Raw genomic sequence first — 16,999 nt, 5'->3', positions numbered from 1 at the left:
GTTACGGCAGATGAACGCCGGCGTCACGAGGCGGAAACCACGGGCCCGTACATATCGGTCAACCGACAGAAATTCGACCGCCCGGAGCCCCGATGGACGTCACCGCCACTCCCCCGCCCCCCACCGACGAGGCCGCGCTGCGCACCTTCGGCTACCGCCAGGAGCTGCACCGCAGCATGGGCAGGTACGCCTCCTTCGCCGCGGGCTTCTCCTTCATCTCCGTGCTCACCACGGTCTTCCAGTTCTTCGCCATCGGATACTCCTTCGGCGGCGCCGCCTTCTTCTGGACCTGGCCGGTCGTGCTGGCCGGGCAGCTCCTGGTCGCGCTCTGCTTCGCCGAGCTGGCCGCCCGCTACCCCATCTCCGGCTCCATCTACCAGTGGTCGACCCGGCTCAGCACGCCCGCGTTCGGCTGGTTCGCCGGCTGGATCATGATCCTCGGGCAGATCGTCGTCATCGCCGCCGCCGCGCTCGCCCTCCAGGTGGTGCTGCCCTCCATCTGGTCCGGCTTCCAGCTCGTCGGCGGCGACCCCGCCCCGACCACCGCCACCGGCGCGGCCAACGCCGCCATCCTCGGCCTGATCCTGCTCGCGCTCACCACCGCCGTGAACGTCATCGACAACCGCGTCCTCGCCAGGGTCAACAGCATCGGCGTCACCACGGAGATCATCGGGGCCGTGCTCATCGTCGTCCTGCTGCTCACCCACGCCGAGAACGCGCCCGGCGTCACCTTCAGCACCGGCGGGCAGGGCGGGGCCATCGGGGCGCTGCTGGTCGGCTCGTTCACCGCCGCGTACGTGCTCATCGGCTTCGACAGCGCGGGCGAGCTGAGCGAGGAGACCCGCAACCCGCGGCGGGTCGCGCCCCGCACCATCCTGACCGCGCTCACGGCGGCCGGGCTGCTCGGCGGCCTCATCATCTTCGCCGGCCTGCTCGCCGCCCCCAGCCTCACCGACGGGCGCCTGGCCACCGAGGGCCTGTCGTACGTGCTGACCAGCAGCCTCGGCGACTGGGTCGGCAAGCTGCTGCTGGCCGACGTGACCGTGGCCATCGCCGTGGCCACCATGGCGATCCAGACCGCCGCCACCCGCATGCTGTTCTCCATGGCCCGCGACGGCGTCGTCCCCTTCTCCGGCGCGCTGTCCAGGGTCTCCCCCCGCACCGGCATGCCGACCGGGCCCGCGCTGGTCACCGGCCTGCTCGCGGCCGCGATCCTGCTGCTCAACTTCGCCTCGCCCGAGGCGTTCCTGGCCATCGGCACCACCTGCATCGTGCTGCTCTACCTCGCGTACGCGATGGTGACGGGCCCGCTGCTGGCACAGCGCCTGCGCGGCCCCTGGCGCGGCGGCGCGCCGGCCGGCACCGCGGAGGACGGGACGCCGCTGTTCAGCATGGGCCGCTGGGGCCTGCCGGTGAACGCGCTGGCCTTCTGCTACGGCCTGGCCATGACCGTCAACCTGGCCTGGCCCAGGGCCGAGGTGTACGCGCCGCTCACCGGCCACTGGTTCTTCCAGTGGTTCACGCTGCTCTTCCTCGCGGCGGTCGTCGCCCTCGGCCTGCTCTACCGCCGGCTACGCCGGACCGGCAGCGTCGCCGCCGCTGCCGCCGAGCCCCTGCCGGTCGCCAACGCCGGCCAGGCGTAGCGCCGCGTCGGCGGTGGCGGCCGCCAGCGTCTCGATGACGCCGGCGGCCAGCTCGCCCGGGGTATCCCTGCGGATCAGGATCACGCCCTCGATCAGCGCGAACAGCAGATCCGTGCGCAGCTCCCTGTCGGCGGGCTCCAGCGCCGCCCCGGCCGGGGTCTCGGCCAGCAGCCGCCCGTAGACGCCCTTCAGCTCCTCCCGCATCCCCCGGAACCCGGCGAACCGCTCCGTGCGCACCTCCGGCAGCAGGTAGAGCGCCCCCAGGTTGTACGGCCCCGAGCACAACAACCTGGCGTCACGATGGCACAACTCCCACAGCCGCTCCTCCGGTGTAGCGCCGGCCAGGGCGCCCACCGCCTCCAGCGAGGGCCGCACCGTGCTCTCCAGCAGCTCGGCGAGCAGGTCCTCCTTGCCGCCGAAGTAGTGGTAGAGCGACGCCTGCCGGATCCCGGCCCGCTCGGCCAGCGCCCTCGTGGTGGTGGCGGCGTACCCGTGGGTGGTGAACAGCTCCGCCGCCGCGGCCAGGATCTCCTCACGCGGGCTCAGCCCGCTGCGCGGGCGCGCCACGGCGCGCGGCCTGCCTACCTTGCGAACGGGGGAAACGGCACTCACCTCATGATCCTCGCACACCACCGGGCAGGGCCGATCCTGTCACACCCGGCCGGGGCCACCCGGTCGTCTCCTTCCCGAGCCCGTCGGGGGAGACGACAGGAGCGGCTGGCGTACCCGCTGTCGCTCGCGGCGCCGGATGAAGAGCTGCCCACGATTCCCACTCTCATCAGCAACGGTCACCAGCGGCTCCCCGTGCGCCCGCGTCCCGCCGGGTAGGAAACCCGCCGCGCCCTGTCACGCATCGGGGGCGCTGCCCGGTCTGAGCTGTACAGGGCCGGATCGAACCGGCCCCTCCATAGAGAAGGACATCCGATGAGCACCGATCACGCTCACGCCCACCACCTGGACAACCCCGACAAGAGCGGCCCGCCGCCGAGGATCGACGTGGTCGCCACCGTGCCGGGCGCGCCGCCCGCGCCGGAGGGGGCCGAGGCGATGACGATCCTGGTCACGCTGCCGCCGAACAGCCCCGGCGCGCCGCCGCACCGGCACTCCGGGCCCGCGTACGGGTACGTGGTCAAGGGTGCCGTCAACTTCGAGCTCGAAGGCGACCCCGTGCGAGTGGTCCGGGCCGGCGAGGCGTTCTGGGAGCCCGGCGGGGACGTGATCCACTACCAGGACGGCAACCACCTGTCCGATGAGGAGTCGGCGTTCGTGGTGACGATGTTCTGCGCGCCGGGGCAGCCGATGCTGATCCCGGTGAGCCAGGAGGAGCTGGAGGCCCGCAAGGACCGGCGCGCACCGCGGTCGTGACCGCGGCCCGGAGCTGAGCAGAGGTCACCGAGCAGCATCCCCTGCTCGGTGACCTCTGCTTTTGCCGTCGTCATTCGATGCGGACCGGCCGCAGGCGGGCGGAGATCGCGAAGACGGCGGCGACGGCCAGCATGCCGAGGCCGGCCCACAGGTTGGCGTTGACGTCGCCGGTCTTGGCCCGGGCCGCCGCCGTGTCCGCGACGAGCCCGAGGATGATCAGTACGGCGCCGTAGCAGCCGATCAGGGCGGCGATGACGACGCGGATGTCGAACGCGCTCGCCTTGCGCGGTGTGGTCATGTCCGGCTCCTTGCGGGTGGTCATCGGAAGATCACGTTCAGGGTGGTGACGAGCAGCAGGGACAGGCCCGCGAGCTTGACCGGCGTCCGGTACCACGGCAGCCGGGTCGCGGCCGGGTCCGTGCGGAGCCTGGCGGGCGTCCCGGAGAAGACGAGCCCGCCCAGTTCCGCCGCCGGTTTCGGCGCGGTGACCAGGCTGACCAGCACGCTCACCACGAGGTCCACGACGAACGCCACGCCGGCCGACACGAACGCCGCGCCCTGGCCGGGCAGGGAGATGGCCCCGAGCTCGTTGGCCAGCCACACGGCGATCGCGCCGAGCGTCCCGGACACCAGCCCCGCCCACCCGGCGGTCGCGGTCATGCGTTTCCAGAGGATGCCGAGGATGAACGTGGCGAACAGCGGCGCGTTGAAGAACCCGAACAGCGTCTGCAGATAGGTCATCAGGTTGCCGTAGCCGGCGGCGATGAACGCGGTGCCGATCGCCAGCAGCGTCGCGCCGACCGTGGCCCACCGGCCGACCTTCAGGTAGTAGCCGTCGGAGCGGCCCTTCTTCACGTACGTCTGCCACAGGTCGTAGCTGAAGACGGTGTTGAAGGCGGAGATGTTGGCGGCCATGCCCGCCATGAACGCCGCCAGCAGCCCGGTCAGGGCGACGCCGAGCAGGCCGGTGGGCAGCGTGTCGCGGATGAGCAGCAAGATGGCGTCGTTGTAGGTGACCCCGGCGGCCGGGTCGCCGGCCTTGAGCCGGGCCACCTCGGGCACCAGCACCCCGGCGATCATGCCGGGGATCACGACGACGAACGGGATGAACATCTTCGGGAACGAGGCGATGATCGGCGTGTTGCGCGCGGCGGTCGTCGAGCTGGTCGCCATGGCTCGCTGCACCTCGACGAAGTTCGTCGTCCAGTAGCCGAAGGAGAGCACGAAGCCCAGCCCGAACACGATCCCGGCCACCGACAGGACCGGGCTGTCGAACCCGGCCAGCGCGGTGCCCGGCCACGAGCGCAGCTCCTCGCTGTCCTGGATGTGGTCGATCAGGCCGCCGACGCCGCCGACGCGGTTGAGCCCGATGAGGGTGAGCGGCAGCAGCGCGGCGACGATGACGAAGAACTGCAGCACCTCGTTGTAGATGGCCGCCGACAGCCCGCCGAGCGTGATGTAGCTGAGCACGATCGCGGCGGCCAGGATCAGCGCCACCCACAGCGGCCAGCCCAGCAGGCCGTTGACGACGGTGGCCAGCAGGAACAGGTTGATGCCCGCGATCAGCACCTGGGCGAGCGCGAAGGTGATCGCGTTCACCAGGTGCGCGCCGGGGCCGAAGCGGCGGCGCATGAACTCCGGCACGCTGCGCACCTTGGAGCCGTAGTAGAACGGCATCATGACGACGCCGAGGAACAGCATGGCGGGGACGGCGCCGATCCAGTAGTAGTGCATGGTCGGCATGCCGTACTCGGCGCCGTTGGCCGACATGCCGATCACCTCGACGGCGCCGAGGTTGGCCGAGATGAACGCCAGCCCGGTGATCCAGGCCGGCAGCGAGCGCCCCGACAGCAGGAAGTCGAGGCTGCTGGAGATCCGCCGGCGCGCGGCCACCCCGACGAGCAGGACGACGGCGAAGTAGATGAGGATCAGCACGTAGTCGACGGGTTCCGCGCCGATCCTCAAGGGGTTGTCCACGACAAGGTCCTCCTGGGATGTCCTTCCGGCCGCACGGAGGCGGGCCGGGCGACGACGCCGCTTACGGGCGCGAATCGAGCGGCACGTACTCGAAGGTCGGGCCGGCGACGGTGCCCCCGCCGTCGGGCAGCAGCATCAGGGCGGCGGCCTGCCCCTTGAGGCCGTACATGGTGCCGACGGCGGTGCCGAGCAGCTTCGGGTCGCCGTTGAACGCCTGCTCCAGCTGGTTCAGCAGCGTGCGGTAGGTGCGGTTGAACTCCTCCTGCGCCGTGCGCACGTCGCTGCCCGGCGCGTGGTCCGACAGCCGCGGGTCGGGCCGCATCGGGCGGACGGCGGCCAGGTTCACCGCGATCGGCTCGCCGGTGGGGCCGGACTTCGGGGAGTCGCCGCGCCGGTAGCGGCGGCCGAGCTTCAGCTCCTCGAAGCGGAAGTAGTGGGCGACCTCGTCCCGGTCGGGGTGGAAGACGTCGTGGTCGCCGTCCCAGACCTGGCCCCTGGAGGTGCCCTCGCCCTGCTCGACGATCTCCTCCAGCGCCCCGAGCGCCGACTCCAGGTCCTCCACCGCGAACAGCATGCCCGCCGTGTGCCGGAAGTGGGTGCCGCTCACCTGGCGGGCGGGGTCGCCGCTGAACACCTCCCGCTCGCCCAGCCGCTCGCACAGGTGGCGCAGCCCTCGCTCGATGGCGTCGTAGAACTGCCCGATCGTCTCGTACCCCTCGCTCTCCGGCGGCGCACCGGGCGGCGCCGGCTGCTCCAGCCGCAGGAACATCTCCAGCGCCTGCGGCCCGAACGGCAGCAGCGACAGCTCCAGCGCGCTGTGCGGCAGCCGCCGCGGGTAGGGCGGCAACATCCCGGGCGTGTCGAGGCGCGGCCGGCCGCCGACGGCGTTGAGCAGGTTCGCCGCCAGCGCCAGGTGCAGCATCTCCTCGGCGAACACGCTGCCGACCACCTCCACGGCGTCGGGGTTGCGCTCCGCGTCCAGCGAGTACAGGGCGCACAGGTACGGCGGCAGCGTCGCGTGCTCCAGCTCGATCGCCCACTGCAGGTGCTCCCGCAGGCTGTCGAGAGTGTCGATCGGTGCCGGGCCGGGAGCCGTGCTGTCGCGTCCCGGTTCCAGGTCGTTCATCAGGTCCTCTTCGATGGGAGTGGTAGGGACGGGTCAGGCCGTGGCCAGGCCCCGGCGGCCGCGCAGGCGGCGCCGCTCCTCAGGGGTGGTGCCGCCCCACATGCCGTCCGGCTCGCCGGTGCTCAGAGCCCAGTCGAGGCAGATCGCCCGCACGGGGCAGCCCCGACAGATGCGCCGGGCCTGCTCCTCGCGGTGGCCGGGATGGTCGGCCCAGGTGATGGGGAAGAACAGCGCGGGATCCGCGTCCTGGCAGGCGGCGCGGGCGGTCCAGCGCAAGGGCGAACGGGGCTCACGACCCGGCTGAGCGGCCACGGTCTCCGCCTTCCGGCGCCGGGTGGCGCCGCCAGTGCTCCTCAAGGGCGGCGGCCACCTGCTCGGGCCGCTGCAGCGGCGGCCAGTGGTTGCAGTCGAGCTTGACCACCCGCTCCGCCCGCACGGCCCGGCCCAGCTCGTCGGCGAACTCCACCGGGCACGCCGGGTCGCGCGAGCCCCAGATGACGAGGCAGGGCGCGCTCACCTTCGCCAGCTCCGGCTCCCACTCGGCGCCCATCGTCAGCGCCGATCGGTAGAGCCGGAGAATGCTGTCCTTCATCGGCTCGTCGACGTGCCGCATCATCTCGCGGGCCAGGTCGGCGGGCACCTCGAAGCCGGCGGCCACGTCGTCGGCGAACCGGTCCGGGTCGAGGCCGGCCATGAACCGGTCACCCTCGGCCTGGTCCTGCCAGATCCGCGCCAGGGGGTGCCACGCGTAGCGGGCGCTGACCGGGCCGTTCCCGCCCGCCCAGGTGCGTACCAGGTCGGGCCGCAGGGACGCGACCCGGGCGGTCAGGATGCAGCCCCAGTCGTGGCCGACCAGGTCGACCGGCTCGCCGACCTGCTCCAGCCGGTCGATCAGCCAGGCGGCGTACTCCTCCTTGGTGCTGCCGAAACCGGCCGGGCGCGGGGCGCCGAAACCCGGCAGGTCCCACGCCTCCACGTCCGTACGCGTCAGGTGCCGGCGCACGCCCGCCCAGACGCGGTGCGTGTCGGGAACGCCGTGAATGAGGATCGCGGGCACCGGCCGTCACTTCCCCGCGTCGCCGCGCAGCGCGGCCTTGAGCACCTCGACGGCCTGGGCGGTCGCGGCCCGCGCGGCGCGGGTCTCGCGCACGGGGTTGAGCATCATGAAGTCGTGCAGCGTGCCGTTGTAGCGGACGCTGGTCGTCGGGACGCCGGCCTGCGTCAGCTTGCGGGCGTACGCCTCGCCCTCGTCGCGCAGCACGTCGTTCTCGTCCACGACGACGAACGCGGGCGGCAGGCCCGCCAGGTCCTCCAGGCTCGCGCGCAGCGGGGAGGCGGTGATCTCGGCGCGCTGGGCGGGGTCGGCGATGTACGCGTCCCAGAACCAGGCCATCGCCCTCGCCGTCAGGTGCGGGCCGTTCGCGAACTCGCGGTAGCTGCCGGTGTCCTGGCCCGCGTCCGTGACCGGGTAGTACAGCGACTGGTGCACGAAACGCACGTCGCCGCGCCGCTTCGCCATGATCGTCAGGGCCGCGGTCATGTTCCCGCCGACCGAGTCGCCCGCCACCGCCAGCCTGGACGCGTCCAGGCCCTCCGCCGCGCCTTCCTTGACGATCCACTGGGCGGTCGCGTACGCCTGCTCGATCGCCACCGGGTAACGCGCCTCCGGCGAGCGGTCGTACTCGACGAACACCACCGCCGCGCCCGTCCCCACGGCCAGCTCGCGGACGAGGCGGTCGTGGGTGCCCGCGTTGCCCAGCACCCAGCCGCCGCCGTGCACGTACAGCACCGTCGGCAGCGTGCCCGCCGCGCCCAGCGGCTTGACGATGCGCACCCGCACGTCGCCGGCCCCGGCCGGCACGATGATCCACTTCTCGTCGACGTCCGGCATGGGCACGGGGCCCGCCTGTACGTCGTCCAGCAGCTTGCGGGCGCCGGCCGGGCCCAGCTCGTACACGAACGGGGGCCGGGCCGCGGCCTCGGCGAACGCCTGCGCCGCCGGCTCCAGGATGGGGTCGTTCATGGGCGGTCTCCGTTTCCCTCACTGGCGGCCGGCCTTCCCGGCCGGCCCTCGCCCCCTTGGACCGGACGGCGCCCGCGGTTCGTGACAGAGGGCGGGGAAAGGTGGTCGCGCGGCGCGAGCGGGACGCCGCCGTCAGGCGGTGGCCGCCGCCTCCCCGGCCGCCGCGTCCCTCCTGGGGCGCGCGGCACGTCCGCGGGCGGGGCGGTGGGGCGGGCGGGGAGGGTGGTGCGCAGGTGCTTGCGGGACGTGATGCCGAGCTTGGTGAAGACCTTGCGCAGGTGCCATTCGACGGTGTTCGGGCTGATGGAGAGCTGGGCGCCGATCTCCGGGTTGGTCAGGCCCTCGGCGGCCAGGCGGGCGATCTGCGCCTCCTGGGCCGTGAGCGCGGGGCCCGCCTCGGCGGGATGCCTGCGGATCGTCTCGCCGGTGGCCTGCAACTCCCGCCGCGCACGTTCGGCGAACGCGTCCGCGCCCATCGCGCCGAGCAGCTCGTACGCCAGGCCCAGCTGCTCGCGGGCGTCGACCCGGCGCCCCTCCCTGCGCAGCCACTCACCGTAGAGCAGGCGGGCGCGGGCGAGCGCCGTCCGGACCCCGGCCCGGCCCAGCCGCTCGATCGCCTCCCGGTACAGGGCGTCGGCCGCCGGCCCCTCGCTGACCTGGGGCGCGCGTTCGCCGACGTGCCGCGCGCCCAGTCGGTGCCGCTCGCCCTGGCCATCTCGTCGAGCCTGCGGGCGGCCTCGGCGGCGCGGGCCGGCCGCCCGCTCCTGGCGGCGGCCTCGACCAGCTCGATCGTGGACCAGGTGGACAGCCCCAGCTCCAGCGGGTTCTCAGCGCCGCGCTCGGCCGCCTCGTACGCCTCCTCGTAGCGGCCGTGCCCGTTGTGCAGGACGGCCCTCGCCCACTGGGTCGCGCTGGCCACCTTGCCCTCGCCCCGCAACGCCACGTCACGCGTGTCCGCGAGCAGGCTGAGCACCGCCAGCCCCACCAGGAACCGATCCGGCGGTGTCCCCTCGCTCAGGCCGAACGCCGTGGCGAGCGCCTCGCGCTGCGGCTGCGGCAGGCGTCCGAGACGATCGAGGAAGGGCGCGCAGAATCTGGACCGAGCTGCGCCCGCCCTGTACGGTCGCCACAAGCCGATCCAGCGTCTCGCACTCCGCCCGTCGCCCGCGGAGCCCTGTGTTCGCCATGGGCACCGAGCCTCCGTCCTCGATCGGCAGGCACCCTGACGTCCTGCGACGGGCCCGGCACCACGCGATCACGGGCCGGCACCCGGGTACTCACCCCAGGGCCCTAGGGGGCACCCGGGTACCCGGACCAGGGTATGGACTACGGCCTCCCCAGGGCGCGACGGAGGGGTCCGAGCAACGACCGTGAAGCCAGTGGCATCCGCCGGATGCCGGCTGTGAACGGAGTTGAGATCGTGACCATCAACCTGCTGGAGTCGCGCAGAGGCCACATGGAGCCGATCGACGACCGGTCGATCAACGGATGGGACGGCGCCGCCGCGACGTTCGTCAGCGCCGCGCCGCGGCTCTACGCGATCGGGTTGCGCGTGCTTCAGGACGTGGGCGAGGCCGAGGACGTGGTGCAGGAGACGTGGCTGCGCTGGGCCCGCGCGAACCGCTCCGTGGTGCTCAGCCCGGCCGCGTTCCTCGCGCTGACGACCACGAGGCTGGCCATCAACGTGACCCAGTCCGCCCGCAAGCGCCGCGAGACCTCCGCCGGCCCTTGGCTGCCCGAGACGCCCGACCACGCCGCCGGCCCGGAGACGGCGGCCGAGCGGCACGAGGCGGTCGACGAGGCGATCCGGATGTTGCTGGAGCGGCTCACGCCGGCGGAGCGGGCCGTCTACCTGCTGCGCATCGCCTTCGACTACCCGTACCGGCAGATCGGCGAGATCCTCCGCCTGGGCGAGGACCACACCCGCCAGCTCCTGCGCCGCGCCCGCCACCACCTGTCGGGCGGGCGGCTCCACCCGGTGGACGCGCTGACGCACCGGCGCCTCGTGCGCGCGTTCCTGTCGGCGGCCCGGACCGGCGACCTCGCCGACCTGGAAGCCCTGCTCGCCACCTCCGTCACCCGCCGGCCCACCCCCGCCTCGGCCACCCCCACCCACTGACCCCCGGCCCATCCCCACCTCGACCGGCGCGCCGGGCACCACCGCTCGCGCGCCACCCGCGCGCCACCACGCACCGCCCCCGCACGCCGCCCCTCGCGCTGCGCCGCCCGCACGCCGCCGCTCAAGCGTCGTCCCCCACGCTCCACCACCCATGCGCCGCCGCGCGCTCCGCCACCCACGTGCCGCGACGCGCGTCGCCACCGGCACGTCGCCACGCGAGCCGTCAGCCACCGCCACGTGCACGCGTGCCAGCCCGTCAGCCCCGCCCTTCGCCGGCCGCTCGCGCCGTCAGCGCCCGCCCATCACGCGCTCGGGCGGTCCGGCGCACACCCAGCCGGCCCGGGCCGGGCTCGGCCGTCGCCGGAAGCCCGTCCACCGGCCGGCGGCCCCGCCAGCGCTTCCCTCCCGCCAAGTCACTGGCCCGTCAGCGCCCGGCGGTCGGCACACGCCGCCTCGCCCTCCCCGGCGCGGGGCTCCGGCGCGCCCTCGCCGCAGGCTCGCCACGCAGCACCCATGACGGCTTGGCCGCCGCGCCCGTGCCACGCGCGAAGCAGGCACGACGAAACGCGGCCCGCAGCACGAAAGCTGCGGGCCGCGTCCTGGCCGGATCAGCCGTCGGTGCTGCGGACCGCCTCGATGATGGTGGCGGTGACGGCGTCGGGTTCGGAGACGGCGACCGCGTGGGAGGCCCCGGGCACCTCCTGGGTGCCGCGCGACCCGGCCCGCGCCGCCATGAAGCGCAGCGCCTCGGCCGGGATGTTGCGGTCCCGCTCCCCGTGCACGAACCAGGACGGAATGCCCCGCCAGGCGGGCTCCTCGGCGGAGAGCCCGTCCCGCAGCGCCTGCTCGGTCACCGGCCGCTGGGTCGTGGCCATGAGCGCGGCCTCCTCGGCGTCCACGTCGGCGCAGAACTGGTGGTGGAACTTGGCGGGGTCGATGCGGAACTCGTTCCCGCCGGACGCCACCGGATAGGCGAGCAGCGCGTCGCCCAGCGTGCTGCCCTCGAACTTCGCCGACAGCAGGAAGGCGCTCTCCCCGGGCTCGGGGGCGAAGGCGCCGACGTAGACGAGCGCCCGCACGGCGGGCAGCCCGGCGGCCGCCTGGGTGATCACCATGCCGCCGTAGGAGTGGCCGACGAGGACGACCGGTTGCCGGAGGCCGGCGATGGCGTCCCGTACGTAGGCGGCGTCGCTGTCCACGCCGCGCAGCGGGTTGGCCACGGCGACCGCCCGCAGCCCGTGCCCGTGCTGCAGGCGTCTGATGACCCGGTTCCAGGACGCGGATTCGGCGAAGGCGCCGTGCACCAGCACGACGACGGGCTGCTCGTTCATGACGTCGGTTCCTTGTCTGTAGGTGGTGGTGGGGCCGGTTCCTCGCGGAAGCCGATGGCCCGGTGGGTGCCGTCGCAGAGGGGTTTGTTGCCGGAGTGGCCGCAGCGGCAGAGCGTGACCCGGTTGCGGATCTCCAGCGGCCGCCCGTCCGACCGGATGACGGGCACGCCGCCGGTGACCCAGAGCGCGCCGGCCAGCCCGTCCTCCTCCTCCAGGACGGAGACGGCCTGCGGCAGGTCGGGCTCGATCGGCGCGCCGCCGCGTTCGAGCGCGTAGCTGTAGGAGCCGGACGGGCAGTGGTCGATGCGGCCCATGACGGCGGCGCGCACGTCGCTGTCGGCGGTGTCGGCGAGCATCGCGGCGATGGGCCTGGTGCGGCCGATGCAGAACGCGGCGTGGACGCACAGCTCCCCCACCCGCCGCGCGGAGATGCCGACCCCGTCGTGGACGTGCTGCAGCTCCTCGTACGGCCGCATCGGCGGCGCCTCGGTGCCGTCGAACCCGATGACGGCGTGTGTCCCGTCGCAGAACGGCTTGGAGCCGGAGTGGCCGCAGCGGCACAGCGCGTAGGTATCCTCGGTTTCTAGGGGTTCGCCGGTCTTCCAGGTCAGCGCGTCGTTCCCGGCGGAGACGATCTTGCGTTTGCGCCGGAGCGGGACGCGGCCGTACACGAGGTAGGGGCCGTCGCGCAGGACGACGACGCGCCGCTCGTCGCCGGTGCTCCACCGCCGCTCCTCGGGCGTGACGTACTCGAACGTCGGGCCGGCCTCCCCCATGAGGGCCAGGGCCTGGGCCTTGAGCGCGTACATCATGCCGGTGGCGACCGCGACCAGCCGGGGGCTGCCGTCGAAGGCCCGCTCCAGCAGGTGCAGGACGGCGCAGTAGGTGTGGTTGAACTCCTCCTGCGCCTGGCGGGCGGCGCTGCCGGGCTCGGCCGGGCGCGGGTTGCGCGGCATCGGGCGGACGCCGTCCGGATCCACGTGGACGGGCTCGCCGGTGGGGCCGGACCGCGGCGTGTCGCCGCGCCGGTAGCGGCGGCCGAGCTTGAGCTCCTGCAAGCGGTAGTAGTGGGCGACCTCGTCCCGTTCGGGGTGGAAGACGTCCTTGTCGCCGTCCCAGACCTCGCCGTGGGAGTTGCCCTCGCCCTGCTCGACGATCTCCGCCAGCGCGGCCAGCGCGGTCTTCAGGTCGTGGACGGCGACGAGCCGCCCGCCGGTGTGCAGGAAGTGGCCGGCGTGCACCTGGCGGGCCGGGTCGCCGGAGAAGACCGCCCGCTCGCCGAGCCGCTCGCACAGGTGGCGCAGCCCCTCCTCGATCGCGGCGTAGAACTGCCCGATCGTCTCGTACTCGTCGCCCTCCGGCGCGGCGCCGGGCGGTGCCGGGCGTTCGAGGCGCAGGAACATCTCCAGCGCCTCCGCGCCGAACGGGACCAGCGACAGCTCCAGGGAGCGGTCGCCGTGGGGCAGCCGCCGGGGATGGGGCGGGAGCATCCGCGGCGTGTCCAGGACGGGCCGGCCGCCGACGGCGTTGAGCAGGTTCGCGGCCAGCGCCAGGTGCAGCATCTCCTCGGCGAACACGCTGCCGACGATCTCGGCGGCCTCCGGGTTGCGCCGCGGGTCCAGGGAGTAGAGGGCGCAGAGGTACGGCGGCAGCGTCGCGTGCTCCAGCTCGATCGCCCACTGCAGGTGCTCCCGCAGGCTGTCGATCGTGTCGATCCGCGCCCCCCGTATTCCTGACACGCCGGAGCCGGTCATCAGCGGCACCTCACGCGACATGGTCGTCCGGCCGCCGCGAGCCGTCCTCCAGCACCTCGACCGCGTCGAGCAGGCCGCGCAGGCCGATCTCCTCGCGCTCGGCGTCCGTGGGGTCGAACAGCCAGTCGCCGACCGGCAGCTCGGCGGCCTCCTCGGGGCGGCTGGCCTCGACCAGGGTCACCTCCGCCTCGACCTCGATCTCGAGCTCGTGCAGGAACCCGTCCTCGCCGGTGCTCATCTTTCCTCCAAACGTGGCGTGTACGAATGTCCGGCCGGCCCGGTCATGGGCCTACTTGCCGTCGGCGGCGGCGCGGTCGAGCCAGTCGCGGTACGTGATCGAGCCCAGCACGGCCCGCGTGTCGTCCAGCGGCACCAGGGACCGCTCGCCCAGCTCGCTGCCGAAGTAGCGGGCGTGCGGGTCGGTGACCACCTCGCGCGGGTCGCCCCAGGCGGCCAGCGCCTGGCGGAAGAACTCGTCCATCCGGTACTGGCGCGGCCCGGCGATTTCGACCCTGCCGTTCAGCGGCGCGCCCACGGCGGTGCGGCCGACGGCCTGCGCCACGTCGTCGCCCGCGATCGGCTGGAACAGGACGGGCGCGATGTGCACCTTGCCGTCCCGGGTGGCCTCGTCGGCGATGCCGCGGGCGAACTCGAAGAACTGGGTGGAGTGCACGAGCGAGTACGGGATCCCGGACTCCTCGATGAGCCGCTCCTGAGCGATCTTGGCGGCGAAGTAGCCGTTGTCCGGCATCCGCTCGGTGCCCACGATCGACACGGCGACGTGGTGCCCCACGCCCGCCTCCTTCTCGGCCGCCAGCACGTTCCCGGTGGAGGTCTGGAAGAACGTCATCACCGCGTCCCGCTCGAACGACGGCGAGTTCGACACGTCGACCACGACCTGGGCGCCCTTCAGCACCTCGGCCAGCCCCTCGCCGGTGAGGGTGTTCACGCCGGTGTTCGGTGCCGCCGCGACGGCCTCGTGGCCGTGCTCGCCCAGCTTCGTCACCAGCTTCGACCCGATCAGGCCGGTGCCGCCGATCACCACGATCTTCATGGGGAGGGTTCCTCTCTGCTGTCCGCCGGGCCGCCTCCTGCGGCGCCCGGTTCCCACCTGAGACCGGACAGCCCCTCCGGCTCGTGACAGCCTGGGCGAAATTTCTTCCGTGTGCTCCTCCGTGACGTCGGGCTGCCGGCGGGTCGTGGCAATATCGTCGGCGTGAGCCTGCCTGCCGTGTCCGAGCCGGGGGCGCTGCCGGTCGAGCCGGCGCGCGACCCGTACCACGTCTATCTCGACTCCCTGACCAGCCCCGAGTCGCGGCGCACGATGCGCGGCTGCCTTGACCGGCTGGCCCGGCTGCTGACCGGCGACGAGAGCGCGACCGGCGCGGGGCAGCCGTGGCATCTGCTGCGTTACGAGCACACCGTGCGGATCAGGACGATGCTCACCGACCAGGGCTGGTCGGCGGCGTACGTGAACAAGCACCTGGTGGCGCTGCGGCGGGTGCTGAAGGAGGCGTGGCGGCTGGGGCAGACCAGCGCCGAAGACCTCGCCCGCGCCTCCGACCTGGCCCCGGTACGTCAGAGCCGCCTGCCCGCCGGGCACCACGTGCCGCCCGAGGTGGTCGGTGCGGCGCTGTCGGCGTGCGACGACTCGCCGGCCGGGGTGCGCGACGCGGCGCTGATCGCCGTGCTGTACTCGACCGGGTGCCGCCGCGCCGAGCTCGGCGGGCTGACGCTGGCCGACTACGATCCGGGGTCGCGGTCGCTGCGGGTGCGCGGCAAGCGCGACAAGGAGCGCCTGGTCTACCTGACGACCGACGCGATCGGGCTGGTGGAGCGGTGGCTGGCGGTGCGCGGGAACGTGCCGGGGGCGCTGTTCAGCCCGATCAGCAAGGCGGGGCGGCTGCGGACGCGCGACGGGCGGCCGGTGGGGCTGACCGGGCAGGGCATCGCCGACATCCTGACCCGGCGGTTCGGGGCGGCGGGTGCGGCGCGGCGCACGGCGCACGACTTCCGCCGGACGTTCATCGGCGAGCTGCTGGACGCCGGGGTGGACCTGGCCACGGCGCAGGCCCTGGTGGGGCACGCCTCACCGGCCACCACGGCCCGCTACGACCGCCGCCCCGAGCGCACCCGCCGCGAGGCGGTCGACCGCCTCCGCCTCCCTCCCGCCCGCCCCCTCGCCTGACCGCCCCCTTCCACCGCATTCCCGGTACGTGCGGCGGAAAGGGGCGGGCCGCAGGGGCCGGTCAGCCCGCCAGGCGGGGCACGATGCCGGAGGTGTGCAGCCGCTCGCGGGCCGCCGCGATGGCCTCGTCGGTCGTGGCGAACACCTGCCCGGCCTGGCTGAGCCGGGCGATCACGCCGAGCGCTTCGAGAGGCTGGTGGTGCCCGTCGCGGATGCCGGACACGTACACCATGATCCCGCGCCTTTCGAGCCGTTCGATGGTGTCGGCCAGCACCATCGCGCCGCTGGCGTCGATGGTGGTGACCAGCCGCATGCGCAGCACCACCACGGACACGTCGGTGACCTCCGACAGCTCCAGCAGGAACCGGTGGGCGGCGGCGAAGAACAGCGGCCCGTCGAGCCGGTAGGTGACGATGTGCTCGGCGAGCAGGGCGTGCTCGTCCTCGGTGTGGTGCGGCTGCAGGTCGTGGCGCAGCGGCTCCTGGTAGAAGCGCACGTTCCTGGCGATGGCCCGCAGCGCGAGCGCGCCGGCGACGACCAGGCCGAGGATGACGGCCACCACGGTGTCGAGGGTGAGCGTGGCCACGGCGGTCAGGACGAGCACGGCCGCGTCGCTCCTGGTGGAGCGCCACATGGCGCGTACGGAGTCGCGCTCGACCATGCGTACGGAGGTCGCCAGCAGCACTCCCGCGAGGGCGGCGAGCGGGATCTTGGAGACGAGCCCGGCGGCGGTGTAGACGATGGCGCCGAGGATCAGCGCGTGGGACAGCGCCGCGAGCCGGGAGGTCGCCCCGGAGCGGACGTTGACGGCGGTCCTGACGATGGCGCCGGTGCCGGGCATGCCGCCGAACAGCGGGGTGACGAGGTTGGCGATGCCCTGGCCGAACAGCTCTTTGTCGGGGTCGTGCCGGTGCCGTCCGGTCATGTTGTCGGCGACGGCGGCCGACAGCAGCGACTCCAGTGACGCCAGCGCCGCGACGGCGATGGCGGGGGCGATGAGGGAGGGCACCGCCTGGAGGTCGAGGAAGGACAGCGACGGCGCGGGCAGCCCCTGGGGAAGGTGCCCGATCCTGGCCAGCGGCAGCTCGGCCAGCTCGGCGACGACGGTGACGAGGGCGACGGCGAGCAGCGAGAACGGCACGTTGGGCCGCAGGCTCGCGCCCACGAGCAGCGCCGCCGCCACGAGGAGGGTGATCGACATGGCCCACCAGTGCGGCCTGGCGAGGAAGTCGATGACGGCGTGCCAGGCGACGACCGCGACCTTGTCGCTGTCGCGGGCGGGCACGCCGAGCGCTTGGGGGACCTGCTGGAGGCCGATGACGCCGGCCATGCCGACGGTGAATCCGGCGACGACGGGTGCGGGGACGAGCGACATGTACCGTCCGGCCCGCGCGAGGGCGATCGCGACGAGCAGCAGGCCCGCCATCAGCCCGACGGTGAGGACGCCGGTGGCGCCGTGCTTGCTCATGATGG

General features: G+C 73.5%; 18 protein-coding genes. 5 read left to right on the top strand and 13 right to left on the bottom strand.

The annotated features are described in order from the left end of the window. Window positions 1-92: 92 nt before the first annotated feature. A complete protein-coding gene (locus KIS93_RS01440) occupies window positions 93-1,643 on the top strand; it encodes an amino acid permease (RefSeq protein WP_080037694.1) in 1,551 nt (516 codons plus the stop codon). Here the strand turns inward: KIS93_RS01440 and KIS93_RS01435 are convergent. Next, complete coding sequence (locus tag KIS93_RS01435; protein WP_080046598.1) at window positions 1,572-2,255, bottom strand: TetR/AcrR family transcriptional regulator; 684 nt, start codon at window positions 2,253-2,255, stop codon at window positions 1,572-1,574. The two genes, KIS93_RS01440 and KIS93_RS01435, sit on opposite strands and share 72 nt — an antisense overlap. 312 nt (window positions 2,256-2,567) lie before the next feature. Between KIS93_RS01435 and KIS93_RS01430 the strand changes: the two genes are divergently transcribed. Further along, entirely contained in the window at window positions 2,568-3,008 is a 441-nt protein-coding gene (locus KIS93_RS01430) for a cupin domain-containing protein (RefSeq protein WP_080037693.1), read from the top strand. 70 nt (window positions 3,009-3,078) lie between these two features. On the opposite strand, the gene KIS93_RS01425 is transcribed toward KIS93_RS01430, so the two are convergent. The 7 genes from KIS93_RS01425 to KIS93_RS62915 all read right to left on the bottom strand — a co-directional run bounded on the left by KIS93_RS01425 (window position 3,079) and on the right by KIS93_RS62915 (window position 8,571). Then, window positions 3,079-3,306 (bottom strand): hypothetical protein, encoded by a 228-nt coding sequence (locus KIS93_RS01425; RefSeq protein WP_080046597.1) that lies wholly within the window; start codon window positions 3,304-3,306, stop codon window positions 3,079-3,081. 20 nt (window positions 3,307-3,326) lie between these two features. After that, window positions 3,327-4,985, bottom strand: coding sequence for a sodium:solute symporter family protein (locus KIS93_RS01420; RefSeq protein WP_186403524.1), 1,659 nt, complete (start codon window positions 4,983-4,985; stop codon window positions 3,327-3,329). A gap of 61 nt (window positions 4,986-5,046) precedes the next feature. Then, entirely contained in the window at window positions 5,047-6,111 is a 1,065-nt protein-coding gene (locus tag KIS93_RS01415; protein ID WP_155126749.1) for a ferritin-like domain-containing protein, read from the bottom strand. A gap of 33 nt (window positions 6,112-6,144) precedes the next feature. Further along, window positions 6,145-6,387, bottom strand: a complete 243-nt coding sequence (locus KIS93_RS01410; protein ID WP_080037690.1) for a WhiB family transcriptional regulator — start codon at window positions 6,385-6,387, stop codon at window positions 6,145-6,147. Between the two features lie 13 nt (window positions 6,388-6,400). Continuing rightward, a complete protein-coding gene (locus tag KIS93_RS01405; RefSeq protein WP_080037689.1) occupies window positions 6,401-7,168 on the bottom strand; it encodes an alpha/beta fold hydrolase in 768 nt (255 codons plus the stop codon). A 6-nt stretch (window positions 7,169-7,174) separates the two neighbouring features. Then, entirely contained in the window at window positions 7,175-8,134 is a 960-nt protein-coding gene (locus KIS93_RS01400) for an alpha/beta hydrolase (RefSeq protein ID WP_080037688.1), read from the bottom strand. Continuing rightward, a complete protein-coding gene (locus KIS93_RS62915) occupies window positions 8,131-8,571 on the bottom strand; it encodes a helix-turn-helix domain-containing protein (protein ID WP_222107166.1) in 441 nt (146 codons plus the stop codon). The genes KIS93_RS01400 and KIS93_RS62915 overlap by 4 nt, the downstream gene beginning before the upstream one ends. Between KIS93_RS62915 and KIS93_RS62910 the strand changes: the two genes are divergently transcribed. Next, a complete protein-coding gene (locus tag KIS93_RS62910; RefSeq protein WP_222107165.1) occupies window positions 8,539-9,000 on the top strand; it encodes a hypothetical protein in 462 nt (153 codons plus the stop codon). The genes KIS93_RS62915 and KIS93_RS62910 overlap by 33 nt on opposite strands. 554 nt (window positions 9,001-9,554) lie before the next feature. Next, the gene (locus KIS93_RS01390; protein ID WP_230466063.1) at window positions 9,555-10,253 is read left to right on the top strand and encodes a sigma-70 family RNA polymerase sigma factor; all 699 of its coding nucleotides are present in this window, start codon (window positions 9,555-9,557) and stop codon (window positions 10,251-10,253) included. A 608-nt stretch (window positions 10,254-10,861) separates the two neighbouring features. On the opposite strand, the gene KIS93_RS01385 is transcribed toward KIS93_RS01390, so the two are convergent. Genes KIS93_RS01385 through KIS93_RS01370 form a run of 4 tightly spaced genes read right to left on the bottom strand, consistent with a single transcriptional unit; the run spans window position 10,862 to window position 14,392 of the window. Further along, window positions 10,862-11,584, bottom strand: coding sequence for an alpha/beta fold hydrolase (locus tag KIS93_RS01385; RefSeq protein WP_080037685.1), 723 nt, complete (start codon window positions 11,582-11,584; stop codon window positions 10,862-10,864). Continuing rightward, complete coding sequence (locus KIS93_RS01380; RefSeq protein ID WP_155126745.1) at window positions 11,581-13,338, bottom strand: ferritin-like domain-containing protein; 1,758 nt, start codon at window positions 13,336-13,338, stop codon at window positions 11,581-11,583. Before KIS93_RS01380 ends, KIS93_RS01385 begins: the two co-directional genes overlap by 4 nt. A gap of 10 nt (window positions 13,339-13,348) precedes the next feature. Continuing rightward, entirely contained in the window at window positions 13,349-13,576 is a 228-nt protein-coding gene (locus KIS93_RS01375) for a hypothetical protein (RefSeq protein WP_080037683.1), read from the bottom strand. 51 nt (window positions 13,577-13,627) lie between these two features. Further along, entirely contained in the window at window positions 13,628-14,392 is a 765-nt protein-coding gene (locus KIS93_RS01370) for an SDR family oxidoreductase (protein ID WP_080037682.1), read from the bottom strand. 162 nt (window positions 14,393-14,554) lie between these two features. Between KIS93_RS01370 and KIS93_RS01365 the strand changes: the two genes are divergently transcribed. Then, window positions 14,555-15,526, top strand: coding sequence for a tyrosine-type recombinase/integrase (locus KIS93_RS01365; RefSeq protein WP_080046595.1), 972 nt, complete (start codon window positions 14,555-14,557; stop codon window positions 15,524-15,526). A 61-nt stretch (window positions 15,527-15,587) separates the two neighbouring features. On the opposite strand, the gene KIS93_RS01360 is transcribed toward KIS93_RS01365, so the two are convergent. Then, window positions 15,588-16,999 (bottom strand): SulP family inorganic anion transporter (locus tag KIS93_RS01360; protein WP_186403523.1); only part of this gene is annotated, 1,412 nt, incomplete at its 5' end.

The sequence above is a fragment of the [Actinomadura] parvosata subsp. kistnae genome, assembly GCF_900323885.1.
Lineage (GTDB): Bacteria > Actinomycetota > Actinomycetes > Streptosporangiales > Streptosporangiaceae > Nonomuraea > Nonomuraea composti.
The sequence above is the reverse complement of the archived record's forward strand: the minus strand, read 5'-3'. Positions and strand labels throughout refer to the sequence as shown.